Origin of the sequence: Paraburkholderia sp. CI2 (assembly GCF_014201055.1) — a bacterium.
GTDB lineage: Bacteria > Pseudomonadota > Gammaproteobacteria > Burkholderiales > Burkholderiaceae > Paraburkholderia > Paraburkholderia tuberum.
On record NZ_JACHDL010000008.1, the window covers coordinates 226476 to 239133 of the forward strand.

At 60.1% G+C, this 12658-nt stretch carries 14 protein-coding genes; 6 read left to right on the plus strand and 8 right to left on the minus strand.

Annotated features, from left to right (window positions below; genetic code table 11):
* The first annotated feature begins 142 nt into the window (after positions 1 to 142).
* From HDG32_RS14300 to HDG32_RS14310, 3 genes are all read left to right on the plus strand, one after another.
* Positions 143 to 679, plus strand: a complete 537-nt coding sequence (locus tag HDG32_RS14300; RefSeq protein ID WP_184068079.1) for a cupin domain-containing protein — start codon at positions 143 to 145, stop codon at positions 677 to 679.
* 159 nt (positions 680 to 838) lie between these two features.
* Positions 839 to 1036 carry a DUF3311 domain-containing protein gene (locus tag HDG32_RS14305; protein ID WP_260336454.1) on the plus strand — a complete coding sequence of 66 codons (198 nt, stop codon included), beginning with the start codon at positions 839 to 841 and terminating at the stop codon, positions 1034 to 1036.
* A complete protein-coding gene (locus HDG32_RS14310) occupies positions 1033 to 2514 on the plus strand; it encodes a sodium:solute symporter (RefSeq protein WP_221307732.1) in 1482 nt (493 codons plus the stop codon). Before HDG32_RS14305 ends, HDG32_RS14310 begins: the two co-directional genes overlap by 4 nt.
* Positions 2515 to 2586: 72 nt before the next feature.
* Here the strand turns inward: HDG32_RS14310 and HDG32_RS14315 are convergent, their stop codons facing one another.
* Both HDG32_RS14315 and HDG32_RS14320 read right to left on the minus strand, forming a co-directional pair.
* Positions 2587 to 3633, minus strand: coding sequence for a LysR family transcriptional regulator (locus HDG32_RS14315; RefSeq protein ID WP_184067912.1), 1047 nt, complete (start codon positions 3631 to 3633; stop codon positions 2587 to 2589).
* Positions 3634 to 3698: 65 nt separating this feature from the next.
* On the minus strand, positions 3699 to 3950 hold the full coding sequence (locus HDG32_RS14320; RefSeq protein ID WP_184067914.1) for a hypothetical protein: 252 nt from the start codon (positions 3948 to 3950) through the stop codon (positions 3699 to 3701).
* 761 nt (positions 3951 to 4711) lie between these two features.
* Between HDG32_RS14320 and HDG32_RS14325 the strand changes: the two genes are divergently transcribed.
* Both HDG32_RS14325 and HDG32_RS14330 read left to right on the plus strand, forming a co-directional pair.
* Entirely contained in the window at positions 4712 to 5167 is a 456-nt protein-coding gene (locus HDG32_RS14325) for a hypothetical protein (RefSeq protein ID WP_184067917.1), read from the plus strand.
* Positions 5168 to 5451: 284 nt separating this feature from the next.
* Positions 5452 to 6132 (plus strand): alpha/beta fold hydrolase, encoded by a 681-nt coding sequence (locus HDG32_RS14330; RefSeq protein WP_260336461.1) that lies wholly within the window; start codon positions 5452 to 5454, stop codon positions 6130 to 6132.
* A gap of 94 nt (positions 6133 to 6226) precedes the next feature.
* On the opposite strand, the gene HDG32_RS14335 is transcribed toward HDG32_RS14330, so the two are convergent.
* Positions 6227 to 7573 (minus strand): MFS transporter, encoded by a 1347-nt coding sequence (locus HDG32_RS14335; protein ID WP_184068088.1) that lies wholly within the window; start codon positions 7571 to 7573, stop codon positions 6227 to 6229.
* A 63-nt stretch (positions 7574 to 7636) separates the two neighbouring features.
* Positions 7637 to 8284, minus strand: coding sequence for a DsbA family oxidoreductase (locus HDG32_RS14340; protein WP_184067920.1), 648 nt, complete (start codon positions 8282 to 8284; stop codon positions 7637 to 7639).
* A 174-nt stretch (positions 8285 to 8458) separates the two neighbouring features.
* Between HDG32_RS14340 and HDG32_RS14345 the strand changes: the two genes are divergently transcribed.
* Complete coding sequence (locus HDG32_RS14345; RefSeq protein ID WP_184067923.1) at positions 8459 to 9196, plus strand: SDR family oxidoreductase; 738 nt, start codon at positions 8459 to 8461, stop codon at positions 9194 to 9196.
* Between the two features lie 281 nt (positions 9197 to 9477).
* On the opposite strand, the gene HDG32_RS14350 is transcribed toward HDG32_RS14345, so the two are convergent.
* From HDG32_RS14350 to HDG32_RS14365, 4 genes are all read right to left on the minus strand, one after another.
* Positions 9478 to 9639 (minus strand): hypothetical protein, encoded by a 162-nt coding sequence (locus HDG32_RS14350; RefSeq protein ID WP_184067925.1) that lies wholly within the window; start codon positions 9637 to 9639, stop codon positions 9478 to 9480.
* A gap of 79 nt (positions 9640 to 9718) precedes the next feature.
* Positions 9719 to 10045: a DUF4148 domain-containing protein gene (locus HDG32_RS14355; protein ID WP_184067928.1), complete on the minus strand. Its 327-nt coding sequence runs from the start codon at positions 10043 to 10045 to the stop codon at positions 9719 to 9721.
* A 614-nt stretch (positions 10046 to 10659) separates the two neighbouring features.
* Positions 10660 to 11583, minus strand: a complete 924-nt coding sequence (locus HDG32_RS14360) for a LysR family transcriptional regulator (RefSeq protein WP_184067930.1) — start codon at positions 11581 to 11583, stop codon at positions 10660 to 10662.
* Positions 11584 to 11695: 112 nt separating this feature from the next.
* Complete coding sequence (locus HDG32_RS14365) at positions 11696 to 12649, minus strand: LysR family transcriptional regulator (protein WP_184067934.1); 954 nt, start codon at positions 12647 to 12649, stop codon at positions 11696 to 11698.
* Positions 12650 to 12658 lie beyond the last annotated feature (9 nt).

Here is a 12658-nt window from a genome sequence, read left to right on the forward strand (position 1 = left end):
CCGGGCTCTAATTGCCCGCCGTGGAATGGAGGAGCCTTGGCGCGTAACTATTGGGTGCGGGGAAAACGTTGCTTGACGTGCAGTCCAGCAACACATAGACTCGTCGCACCGAACCATCTTTCGGTTGCGTATGGGATATGAAATGATTGGAGAGAGACTCAGGGAACTGCGTTCTGAACACGGCATGTCGCTGCGGGAGCTTGCACGTCTGGCTGACGTTTCGCCTACCTTGTTGAGCCAGGTGGAGAGGTCCGTAACAGACCCCAGCCTGGAAACAATGCGCCGGCTGGCAGGTGTGTTCGGCCAGTCGATTGCGTCGCTGTTCGCGGATCCAGCTTTGCCATCGGTGTGGGTCAGCAAGCCAGGCAGCCGCACCGTGCTAATGGCCGCAAAAGGCCGTGTCAGCTACGAACGTCTGACGGGGGGCAACGGTCAGCTCGAGGTCTTGCGCGCCGTACTCGAACCTGGGCAGGAGTCGGCGGCAGAGCCGCGCGGGCACCCGTCGTCCGAATGCGCGTACGTCGTGGCTGGTGTTTTGAGGGCCGAAATCGGCGGCGTGAACTACGATCTGCTGGCGGGTGAGAGCGTGTCGTTCGACGCCCGCTTGCCGCACCGTTACTGTAATTGTTCCGACCAGCAAACCGAGGTCATTCTTTCGGTGACGCCTCCCAGTCCGTAAATTGAATATCGGAAAGCCTGTGCGATAATCGGCCGCTGCTAAACGCAGCGACCCGAGTGGTTGCGCGCGAAGCAAAAGCAGCCGCGATTCCACGCGGTCAGTGTTCTTCGTGACGCTTGCCCGATATTCATGACTCTACGCCGGCGCCCTCATCGGGCCATGCTAGTGCTTCCGTTCGTTTTTCACGCGGGCCTCATGCCACTTGCAAATGCAAGTACGCTAGAGCCATTCGGCATTCCTTTCCCCTTGTTCTGGCAAATGCTGGCGACGCTGCTCAGCGGCGGCGTGCTCGGGCTCGTCTACGCGATCGACTGCCGAGTCGATGCGCGCGAGAGAGGCGAAGGAGTGGTGCATTGAGCCCGCGTGAGACCATGGCCGCGGTGATCGCGGCGGTCGTCGCGCTGACTCTCGTCGCTGCGACGATTTATGGGCGTGACCATCGTGCCACCAGTTTCACCGATTGGGCGGTCGGTAGCCGGATGATCGGGCCGGTGCTGTTCTGGTTCATGAACGCCGGCGAGATGTACACCACCTTTGCAGTACTCGGAGTTTCGGGTATGGCATGGGCATCCGGGGCGCCCGCGTACATCGCCTTCAGTTCCGTGTCGGTGAGCTATGCGCTTGCGTACCTGCTTGGGCCGGGTATTTGGTCAGCGGGGCGTCGCGCGGGTCTCGTTACTCAGGCGGACTTCTTCTCGTCGCGCTATCGTGCGCCATGGCTCGGCGGCGTGGTCGCGGGTGTCGGGATCGTCGGCATCGTCATCTATATCCAGATCCAACTGGTTGCGCTGAGCCTTGTTGTCGACATCGCGTTCGGCTCACGCGTGCCGCGCGACGTGGCAATGATCGGCGCGGCCGCACTGATGGTGCTGTTCGGGGTGTTCCACGGGCTGCGTCCTGCCGCAGTTGCTGCGGCAATCAAAGATGTATTGATGCTGGCCGTCGTAGTGATGTTATGCGTGCCGCTGGCTCGCAACGTAGGGGCACACTCGCTTGCCGACGTGTTCGCGCTGGCTCGAGAACGGGCTCCGGGCATCACGGTATTGCCGGGGCGCGAACCGGGTGCATCGACTACGTCATGGTGGTTCATGACGGCAGCGCTGGAAATCGGTCTTGCGAACTGGATGTTCCCGCATTTGTTCCAGATGTTCTATGCGGTTCGCGATCCGCAACTGATCCGGCGCAATGCCGCGTTACAGCCTGTTTATGCACTCGCGTATTTCTTCATCATTATGTTAGGTCTCGGCGCACTCGTCGCCGGTACGACGCCCGCTGGCGGGGATCTCAATGCGGCGCTCCCGCAATTTATCGTCGCTCGATATCCGCCGTGGCTGGCCGGCCTGTTCACCGCCACCTGCATTCTGCTAGCGCTGGTCCCCGGCACCTTGTTGCTGCTCGCGGCGGGTTCGATCTTCACGCGCAATATCGCAGCACGTTGGACAACCGGGGAGTCGTCCCGCGCGGCCTTACGTGTCTCGCGTCTTGCGATGGTGGTCATTGCCGCGCTGGCGGCGTGGCTGTCATTGCGACAGCGCGATTCGCTATTCGAGGTCCTGCTGGAGGCGTATTCGGCGATCGGTATGCTTGCTCCCGGTGTATATCTGGGCCTTGCGTGGCGGCGAACGCAGGCTGTGGCCGTACTGGCGGGGCTGCTTACAGGGCTGTTTATTCTGCTGGCACCGGCGTCGCGCGAATGGCTGGCCGTCCATATGCCGCAGTGCGTGCCGGGCCTCGTGGCCATGCTTGTCAATGCCTTGGTCGTGATTGGGCTCAGCTTTGCGATTACTCTGCGAGCACCTGAACTGTGTGCAAACGCACAACGTGTTGGACGATGACGCGCAGCTTGCACGGTGAGTAGTAGTTCTGGTTCAACCTCGCGCTCCGCGAACATCCCCGAGCCGGAGTAGTTACGCCGCGCTGGCTTGGCCCAATGCGCTGCGTTCCATTAACGATGTGGACATGCCTGCCCACACCTGTTCGAGGGAGCGCGGCGCGTTATTGCCGAACTCGCTGCGCAGTTTGCGCGGCGCCGGCCCGGCGGAGATACGGCCGAACGCCAGCGGGTCTCGCACAAGCTCGGTTACCCATCTATTGAACGCCCGCACCCGTGGACTGGCCTGTTGCGCTGCCGTCGAGACCAGGTATAGCGGTTGGGGCGCCGGGCGCCAGGCGTCGAGAAGCGGTACGAGGCCTCCAGCGGCGAAATGGTCGCGTGCGGCCACCTCGTGCAATTGCACGATGCCAAGGCCGGCCAGGCCAGCAGCTAGCTGGACATCGCTGTCGCTGACCATCAGACGACAATCGCACGGTACTCGGACCGATTCACCGTCTTGGTCGAGCAGCAGCCCTTGGCCTTCGAGGCGCTCATGCGGGGCGCAGCGGACGACGATATGTCCGTCACGCAAATCCGACGGCTTGTGTGGCATGCCGAAGTGGTCAATGTATTGAGGAGCCGCGCATGTGACCAGCGCGAGTTCGCCGATCTGATCCACGGCCACTTCGCTGCTGGTTGGTGCTACGGACGTGACTGCGCACTGCACCTCCCCGTTTTCGACGTCGAATGGGCGTTCTCCGATGCTCATCTCGAGTTGGATGTCGGGGAAAAGTGATTGAAAACTGGACAGCGCCGGCACGAGCAAAAGACGTGCGACGACCGGCGCGACGCCGATCTGCAAGCGTCCGGCGGGGACATTGCGTTCGCCCTTCAACGAGCGCTCCACCTCATACAGATCCTGTACGATCCGGGTCGCTTGAGCGTAGTACTCGCGGCCCTCCGGGGTCACGGCGACCTTGCGCGTCGTCCGCAGAATCAGCCGCATCCGCAGATGATCCTCGAGATTCTGAATGGTCTTCGTCACGCTCGACGTGGAGAGCTCTAGCGCACCGGCAGCCTTTGAAAACGACGCTTCCTCGACCACCTTGCCGAACACCTTGATCGCATGCAATAGATCCACGGGTGACTCCTTATTCTTTGGACGCGCGCGTTTTACGCCGACGTCGGTAATTGGATGGCCGTCTATCAGCCGTTTGCAGCGATCGCGATCAGTGCGCGTGATGTCGCGTAGGACAGTCTTGCCGCCCGATCGAACGAGCGGTCGGCGGCAATCTCGCGGCCGTCGAGCTTGACCGCCCAATTGCCGTTGACGCAGAGGCACTCGATGCGGCGGTCTTCCATCATGTCGGAGTACCAGCGCCACACTGCGGCATCATCGCTGTTGGCGCGGACGCAAGCTTTCAGGCGTTCAGAATCCAAGGCGGTTCCAGATTGCATTCAAGTTCTCCAATCGGTGTGGCTGTACGGAAGATGCACTGCTACTGCACAAATCCGACAACTTGCTCGAGCCACTTGCTTGGCTGGACTAGCATTTCGGGACGCAAAGCCGATCGATCGATGGACACTCGATCTGCCCTCACTACTATGCTGTGTGCAGTGAGCCGAAATATATGTGCAGCAGGACTGCACGTCAAATGAAATTTCAAAAACGTTGTGAAAACTGTGAAATTTCCCGACGAAGACCAAGCTGGCAAAGGTTGTCGTGAAATTTATGAATGTGGATACGCAGCCTGTTTAGGCGGTGGCGGGGGCACTTGACTAAACACATGTGCAGCGTAACTGTCGTCGCTCTGGGCGGGTACTACGTTTGAATGATGCACGGCGCGGATCATCAAGATTGTTGGTGGTGAGGATTCGTGGCGAAGTGCGGAGAGGCGTTGATGTTGAAGTGTGTTCACTTTCACTGCACGCAGGTGTTGCGTGAAAATGGTCAGGAAACTTCGTCTCGCGCATGCCTGGGTCATCGCGACGAGTGCCAAAGCCAGGGAAGCAGCGACTCCCCGACATCGGACACTTCACGGAAATTCACGAAATTGCACCGCGCCACGCCTTTGGTTCTGGCTCAATACAGGAAAGTACTCCCGCTGACAGCCTTGCCATTTATGACGGACGCCATACCCTCTCCCACGCCAGTTACCGGTAATTCGCCTTCTATGCTGTCCCGACAGATTCACGACGACTTCCTGGTTCCGATAAGGTTGCTGTTCAACAACCGGCAGTATGTCGCGAGCCTCAGGTTGCTATTCCAGATGGTCGACGCGGTGATTTACCTGGACGGGGACGATGACGATGTGTATCCAGACGCCGACGCAGTCAGCGGTTGGTTGACGGTGTACGTCGATCTTGCGTCGCTATACGTGAGTGCCAACGATCTGGTTGTACTGCGTGACTCGCTGCGACCTGGATTCGCGGCGCTTCCTGCCAACGGCGGCCGAATCCGCTTGATCCTTCCATCTGCGTTGCAAGGTTATCGCCAGTACCAGAACCGCGACGAAGACCGGGTATGGCTCGAACCGGAGGCGCTCATCCGTGCGTTCTCGACGGCGCTCGGGGAATGGCTTGCCCACACGCGCCGCTCGTCGACGAAGCTCAACTCCGTCGAACTCCGCTATCGCTCGATTATTGCGGACTCGACGGTGAGTGCGTCTTCCTGAACGCATTCGGTCTCCCCACACAAATTCACAGCAATTCATTCGCGGCTCGAATCGTGTGTCACCACAATGGGCCGTGCTGCCCGGCTTCCCGTCGATCGTGTCGTGAGACCATTCCTTCGAGATGAACCGGTCGTGCAGCATTTTTTATAACTATGTGGGGCACATCCATGAATTCTCTTTTCTTGCGCAAATCGGCCACGTGTGTCGCAGCCGCGTTGCTGCCGTTTTTTCTTCAGATTTCGCCTGCGCGCGCCGCAGGATCCGGCGACTCCGTTGCCGAGGCAATGTCTGCAAAGCCGTCGATCGTACTCGTGCATGGAGCGTTCGCGGATGGCTCCAGTTGGGACAAGATCGTCCCGATCCTGCAGCAAAAAGGCTACACAGTGGTCGCGGTGCAGAATCCGTTGTCGTCGCTCGCCGAGGACGTTGCTGCGACGAAACGCGTCATTGATGCGCAGCCCGGTCAAGTCGTCCTTGTCGGCCATTCGTGGGCCGGTGTCGTCATCACGGAGGCGGGCAACAACGACAAGGTAAAGTCACTGGTCTATGTAGCAGCCTTCGCTCCCGCTGAAGGTGAGTCCATCGCCGACATGACCAAAGACGCTCCGCCGCCGCCATATGCGAAGAGTCTCGTGCCCGACGAGGGCGGTTTCCTTACCTTGACGCCTGCCGCCGTGGCAACGTACTTTGCTCAGGATCTTTCGCCGGCTATCGCGCGAACGCTCGCCGCGACGCAGGGCTCATGGCAGAGTCACTGCTTGCAGGACAAGGTCACGACAGCAGCATGGAAGACCCGGCCGTCGTGGGCGGTGGTAGCGCGCAACGACCGCATGATTCCGGCAACGTTCGAACGGGCAATGGCGCAAACCATCGGTGCTCACGTCACCGAGGTCGACAGCAGCCACGTCGCGATGCTCGCGAAGCCAGATGCAGTCGCAGCGGTCATTGAAGAGGCCAGCCGCTAAATAGTCGATATCTGTAGGATCATCGTTTCGCTTCACGGCGCGGAAGGCGGCCGCTCAGCGTCCGCCGAACTGCCGCTTTATCTGATGTTGGCATCTAATGTTTGATGCTCACCTTGCCGCCCATCACCCGAAGCGCGCTAGCCACGCAGCCTACCGCAGCGAAGCCGGCTCCCCACGCAAGCGCCAGGACCGGTCCGTGATGTCCAGCAATGCCGAAACTCAAGGCAACCAGAGCGGCGCCGGTCGCCTGACCCAGTAAGCGTGCGGTGCCGATCACACCGCTCGCACCGCCACTACGCTCAGGCGGCGCGCTTGCCATAAACGCTTTCAGATTAGGCGACTGGAAAAATCCAAAGCCAAGGCCGCAGAGCGCCATCCGAAGGGAGATGTCGAGCACGCCCGGATGGGTCGGCATCAACGCCAACAATGTCATGCCGATACACAGCAGGCCGAGCCCGATGCCGCCAAGCGCACCCGGCGAATAGCGGTCCGACAGGCGCCCGGCAATCGGTGCGATTGCTGCCACCATCACTGGCCATGGCGTCATCAGGAATCCTGTTTCGACCTGGCTGCGTGAAAGCACATTCTCGAAGAAGAACGGCAATGACACGAATGCCAGACCCTGCGCGGCAAAAGCGCTGATCGCGGTGAGTGTCGAAAGCGCGAACATCGGCCGGCGAAACAGGTCGATCGGCAGCATCGGCGCCCGATGCCCAGCCTCGCGGCGAATCAGCAGGACACCACCGGCGAGCGTTACGCCGAGCGATATGACGACGGTTTGCCAGCTCGCCCGCTGCGCCGCGTGGCCCAGCGCGAAGATCAATGCCGCAAAGGCCACTGCGTTGAGCAATGCGGCGAGCGGGTCGAAGAGCGCGTCACGCTTTGGCGTAGCGGGGAGGTTCGGCAAGCCGAAGGCGAGCGCGAGCAGCCCGAGTGGAATATTGATCGCGAACAGCCAGGGCCACGATGCGATTGCTAGTAGCAGCGACGCCACGGTTGGACCCACTGCGAAGGACACACCCACTACCAGCGCGTTGAGCCCGACACCGCGGCCCAACCGATGGGCGGGATAAAGAAAACGGATCAGCGCGACGTTCACACTCATCACGGCGGCGGCACCGACGCCTTGCAGCACGCGCGCCGCTGTTAACGCATTCAGTGACGGCGCGAGCGCGCATAGCAGCGACGCGATCAAAAAGATTGACACCCCACCGATGAACACGCGCTTGTGGCCGACGCGCTCGCCTAACGATGCAAACGGCAGCAGAGTCGCCACCATCGAAAGTTGATAGGCATTGATGATCCACACCGAGGCTGAGGGCGTGGTGTGCAGGTCCGCGGCGATCTGCGGCAGTGCCGTGTTCGCGATAGCCGTGTCGAGACTCGCGAGCGCGACAGCGAGCAGAACGGCACCCATTGCCTTGCGGCTGTCAGAAGACATCGGTTCGCCGAGGTCTTCTGCGACCTCCTGGCGTTGCGGGTCAGAGACGGTGTTCATGACGTGTCACTCCTTTGCGAGGGTTTGACGGATCGCCTGCTCGAACACGTCAACGGGTTGCCCACCCGATACAAGGTGTTGCTCGTTGAAAATGATTGACGGCACAGACCGGATACCCATATTCACATACCGCTCTTCCAGTCCTCGCACGTCGGCCGCATATTCGCCGCTGCTCAGCATCTCGCGGGCGCGGGCAATGTCGAGGCCGGCGCGTCCGGCCGCTTCGACCAGTACATCGTGATCGCTAGAATTTTTACCTTCCACGAAATACGCTTGAAACAGGGCTTTTTTCACGGCGCGCTGATGACCTTCAAGTTTCGCCCAATGCAGCAGGCGGTGTGCGTCGAAGGTGTTGTACACGTGTGTGCGCAGGTCCATGCGAATGGCGAAGCCCGCTGCGTTCGCTCGGGCCGTGATCATCGCGTGATTCTGGCGGATCTGTTCATCTGTGCTGCCGTACTTGCCGACCATGTAGTCCTTCACCGGTTGGCCTTCAGGCCACATGTAGGGATTCAGTTGGAATGGGCGGAATACCAGGTCGACTTCGACTTCGTCGCCCACACGCTCAATTGCCTGTTCGAGTGCGGTCAGACCGATGGCGCACCACGGGCACGCAACGTCTGAAACAAAATCGATCTTGAGAAGCTTTGCCATGACGGTCATCCATTTCGTAGCGAGTGAACTGATTATCGACGTCGCCCCCGGCGCTTCCCAATTAGAACGGCGAGATCGCGCCATAACCAGCGCTTATCACATTGCGTTTCCCTTCGAATTGGCCGCCAGGCCGAGCTCGGACCACAATCAAGTCTCCTTCTTTCGGAGAACGTCATGCCTAATATTCAGGACAAGGTTGTTGCGATCACCGGTGCGAGCAGCGGGATCGGCGAAGCGATTGCACGGCATCTGGCGGCGCTGGGCGCCAAGGTGGTGCTCGGCGCGCGCCGCACCGAGCGGCTTGACGCCCTCGCGGGGCAGATCCGCGCCGAGGGCGGCGAAGCTGTCTATCAAGCGCTCGATGTGACCGATCGCGACAGCGTCGCCTCGTTCATTTCTTTCGCCCAACGTCAATTCGGCCGGCTGGACGTGCTGCTTAACAACGCAGGATTGATGCCGTTATCTCGTCTCGACCAGTTGAAGGTCGACGAGTGGGAGCGGATGATCGATGTGAATATCAAGGGCGTGCTGTACGGAATCGCTGACGCGCTGCCCGTCTTCCAGAAACAGGGCAGTGGCCACTTCATCAATCTGGCATCAGTGGCGGGACATAACGTTCGCCCCAACGTATCGGTCTATTCGGGCACCAAGTTCGCGGTACGGGCGATATCTGAGGGGCTGCGCCAGGAAGTCGGTGAAAAGATTCGTGTCACGATCGTGTCGCCAGGCGCCGTCGAGTCTGAACTTGCCGAGACCATCTCGGACGATCAGTTACGTAAGCAGATGAACGATTATCGCAAGATGGCGATTCCAGCTGCATCGATAGCGCGCGCTGTGGCTTTCGCGATCAGCGAGCCGGCCGAAGTCGATGTCAACGAAATCATTGTTCGGCCTACCGCCCAGTTGCCTTGAGTGGCGCGGGAAGTCCAGGCTTGGTCGGTGCTAGCGCGTCGAATTGTATATCGAAGGTTCGGCGCGCTGATCACCACTTCGCTGACGTGTGGAACGGCGTCGCGATCCGTCCTTCTCATTGAACATGTGGTGACATATCGCGAGGCGCGGGAAGCGGCTCATGCGAATTCCGCGTTGGATGAGTTGGCTGAAGACCGATGGTGCGGGCATTGTGTAAGGCGCGTAGTGTCGATCCCGCCGTTGAGCGCATTCGCGCGCTCTAGATATTGAAGCAGCGCGCGTTACCGGGTCAGGACGTGAAGCAGATTCCTGCCGCCGCGGAAGGCGAGGACCAGTGCGATCTTGCCGAGATTGAAGTCCGAAGAAATCATCAGCCAGCTCAGCGATGCGAGCGGAACAAAGAACTCCGGTCGCTGCAATTGACGTTCGATTATCGCTTTCATGGTGAGACCTTTTCGGACGGAGGTGGCACGCGTTCGATGAGAAGATTATCGGCTCGCGTGCCTGTGTCGATGATCGCAATCAGCTGTGCAGATAGAGATCGCTGTTGTTGCCGATGCTTCGGCCAGTGGCGGGGCGGGCAAGTTTGGCCTTCAGCGCATGAACGCGTTCGGCGAATGTGCGATGCTCGCTGGGTGCTTTTTCCCTAGCACGCGGCGTAGCGGCAGGTGCGTTTACGAAACCTGCGGGGTACTGCGCGTCCGCCGTGTTGAAAGAACCTGCGGCGCGAGCTTGCGCCAGTTCAGCGCGTACTTCTGCGCGCGAAACCGTGAGCGATTCGTCGGCAAACGCGGAAGATGCTGCGACCGCACCGATGGCGAAAGCGAGAGTGGCAATAGCGTTCTTCATGTTCAGCTCCTTGGTTGATGAGGACAACGTTGTGCTGTCCGTGAGATGAACTATAAGGAATGCGGTCCTGGCGGGCCAATTCGTTCGGGTCGGGTTGACGATAAACGTTGCTAATGAAGTTGAAGCGGCTAAGCGCAGCAGACATGTGTAGTAGTGTTGTGCAGCCGACACGACAGGGGGAATGCTCGAGCGCTTTAACGGCCCAAACGAACGTGAGCGTGCGTAGCTCGATGCGGGCTTTGTCGAGGCACGCATCCAGTCACTAGTCCAACTGTATGCATCTGTGTGCCGGAGGCGCCGTTCGACGCTCTCATGCGCGATGGTGTGCGCGTCGCTGAGATCTTGAAGGCGTAGTCGCCCGAGGCGTATGTATTGATCCAGAAGGAGGAATCCGGAGAACCGGTGCTGCATGTGAAGCACGGTGAGCTGCACATGCTGATGCCGCGCATGCTTACCACTGTGCGGAAACCCTGAGCGGGCGTCGAAGGCCAGCAGTAGCCCTTTCGCACTATTCGAGCAAGCTGAAAGGGCGCAGTTGTACGGAGGGCACGGAGCCAGCATCCAGGAAACGATCTTGTATAAACCAGCCGAAGGTAGCGTTTCGCAGTCAGGCTTCAATTCGCAAGCCTTCCGGCTTGCAGAGCCGGTCCCTGCTGAAATAGCTCCGCAACCCACTCGATAAATACCCGGACTTTCAGCGGCAGGTGTCGGTTCGGCGAGTAAAGCACTGAAACCGGCATTGACGCACTCGGGTAGTCAGTGAGTATTTCGCGGAGCTCACCGCGAGTGAGGTACGGATCGAGTGCATACCGCGAGGCGTTCACGATTCCAAGGCCGGCGAGGCAACAATTGACATAGGACGTCGCGTCGTTGACAGTGATCTGGCTTTTCATCGTAACCGTGTGAAGATTGCCGTCTACCTCGAGGTCCCAACCGCGCACCCGCTGCGTGCTGCTTGAGAAGTAGTTGATTCCAACGTGCTGAGACAGATCGTCAAGCGTTTTTGGTTCTCCGCAGCGCTTCAGATACGCTGGCGACGCGCAGGTCAGCCGCGCCACGTTGCCGATGCGGCGCGCGATCAGGCCGGAGTCGCCGAGCTCGCCAACCCGGATCACGCAATGCACACCCTCCTCAACCAGATCGACAGGGCGGTCCGTGAGTCCCATTTCGACTTCGATGTCGGGATACTTCTCGAAGAACTGCGGCAGCGCTGGGATGAGCAGGCTATTGGCCATCATGGATGGCATGTTTACCTTCATCTTGCCTTTCGGGCGTTGTGTTGCCTGCGAGATCAGGGTGGCCATTTCGTCGATTTCTGCCAGTACGCCGAGCGACCTGTTGTAGTACGCGGAGCCATCGTCGGTCAGACTATTTGAGCGGGTGGTACGGTTGATCAGACGCCCGCCAAGGGCGGTTTCGAGTTGCTGAAGCGTGCGTGAAACGGAACCTGTGGGCATGCCGAGAGACTCCGCCGCACGGGTCAAGCTGCCGGCCTCGACCACACGGACGAAGACCCTCATTGCTGTTAGCTGGTCCATTCTGAAGATAGGATGAAGTTTGAGTGGCGGCCAGTGCCGTAAAACCAGGCAATATAGGATGCTGCGGGCGCATCTAGCCAATTCGTTTTCAATGCGCTCCTAATAAGTGGCGCTAGTCGGGCGCGTCGAAAATGGTCCCTATGGCGGCCGGGCCGACTTGCGGTCGCGGTGCTTCTAGCGCAGCGCCCACGACCAGTATCGACCAGTCGATCCACGCGCGCAGTCGTCGCGACATGTGACGATCGGGTTGGTACAACAACTGCACACTGATCGATGGCCACCAGTTGTCAAGCAAGGGCAGGAGTGCGCCGGTGGCTAGCTGTTGGCGTAGCAATACATAGGGCGCCTGTATCACGCCTACGCCCGCGACCGCCGCCGCGATTCGCGTTGCGTCATCGTCCATGGCCACATTGGTCGCGCCGCAAAGATTCAGACACTCGCCGTTGCGCTGGAACGTCAGCGACTGTGGGCGGCGCGGCGTGCCGGTCATTCGAAGCGCCACGCTATGTCGAACCGCAATCTCCGCAGGATGGCCCGGCAGACCCGCGTGGCCGATGTACTTCGGGCTGGCACAGCACGCCAGCGGCACTTTCCCCAGCGAACGGCTGACCAGGGAGTTTTCGGAGGGTGCGTCGTAGGTCAAGACACAGTCAGCGGAACCGTCCAGCAGTGCGCGTTCCGGCGCGTCGGTCAGCGTGAGTTCGATTGCAGGGAATCTCGTCCGGAAATCGGCCAGCACCGGCAGCAGCACTGTAGATGCCAGTGCCGCTGAGACGCCGATGCGAAGCCTGCCGCCCTCTGCAAGCCTGGCGTGCGCGAGCCTGACTGCCGATTCATCCAGCGAAGCGAGCATCGGCGTCACACCATGCGCGTACGCCCGACCGAACTCGGAGATCCGGGTTCGGCGACCGGCGCGCTCCAGCAAAGGCGCGTCGATACGGCGTTCGAGCATTTGGACCGCACGGGAGACGTGCGCTGTTGACATGTGCAATGATCGGGCGGCTGCGCTAAGCGACCCGCGCTCGACCACCGTGGAGAAGACGCGCATCGCTTCGATTGGGCTCACGGCAACTCC

Bases quoted from the DNA above. Each gene is read 5' to 3' on its own strand.
- HDG32_RS14360 (WP_184067930.1), bottom strand. From the start codon at position 11,583: ATGGACCAGCTAACAGCAATGAGGGTCTTCGTCCGTGTGGTCGAGGCC.
- HDG32_RS14300 (WP_184068079.1), top strand. From the start codon at position 143: ATGATTGGAGAGAGACTCAGGGAACTGCGTTCTGAACACGGCATGTCG.
- HDG32_RS14335 (WP_184068088.1), bottom strand. From the start codon at position 7,573: ATGTCTTCTGACAGCCGCAAGGCAATGGGTGCCGTTCTGCTCGCTGTC.
- HDG32_RS14320 (WP_184067914.1), bottom strand. From the start codon at position 3,950: ATGCAATCTGGAACCGCCTTGGATTCTGAACGCCTGAAAGCTTGCGTC.
- HDG32_RS14355 (WP_184067928.1), bottom strand. From the start codon at position 10,045: ATGAAGAACGCTATTGCCACTCTCGCTTTCGCCATCGGTGCGGTCGCA.
- HDG32_RS14340 (WP_184067920.1), bottom strand. From the start codon at position 8,284: ATGGCAAAGCTTCTCAAGATCGATTTTGTTTCAGACGTTGCGTGCCCG.
- HDG32_RS14345 (WP_184067923.1), top strand. From the start codon at position 8,459: ATGCCTAATATTCAGGACAAGGTTGTTGCGATCACCGGTGCGAGCAGC.
- HDG32_RS14330 (WP_260336461.1), top strand. From the start codon at position 5,452: ATGTCTGCAAAGCCGTCGATCGTACTCGTGCATGGAGCGTTCGCGGAT.
- HDG32_RS14305 (WP_260336454.1), top strand. From the start codon at position 839: ATGCTAGTGCTTCCGTTCGTTTTTCACGCGGGCCTCATGCCACTTGCA.
- HDG32_RS14350 (WP_184067925.1), bottom strand. From the start codon at position 9,639: ATGAAAGCGATAATCGAACGTCAATTGCAGCGACCGGAGTTCTTTGTT.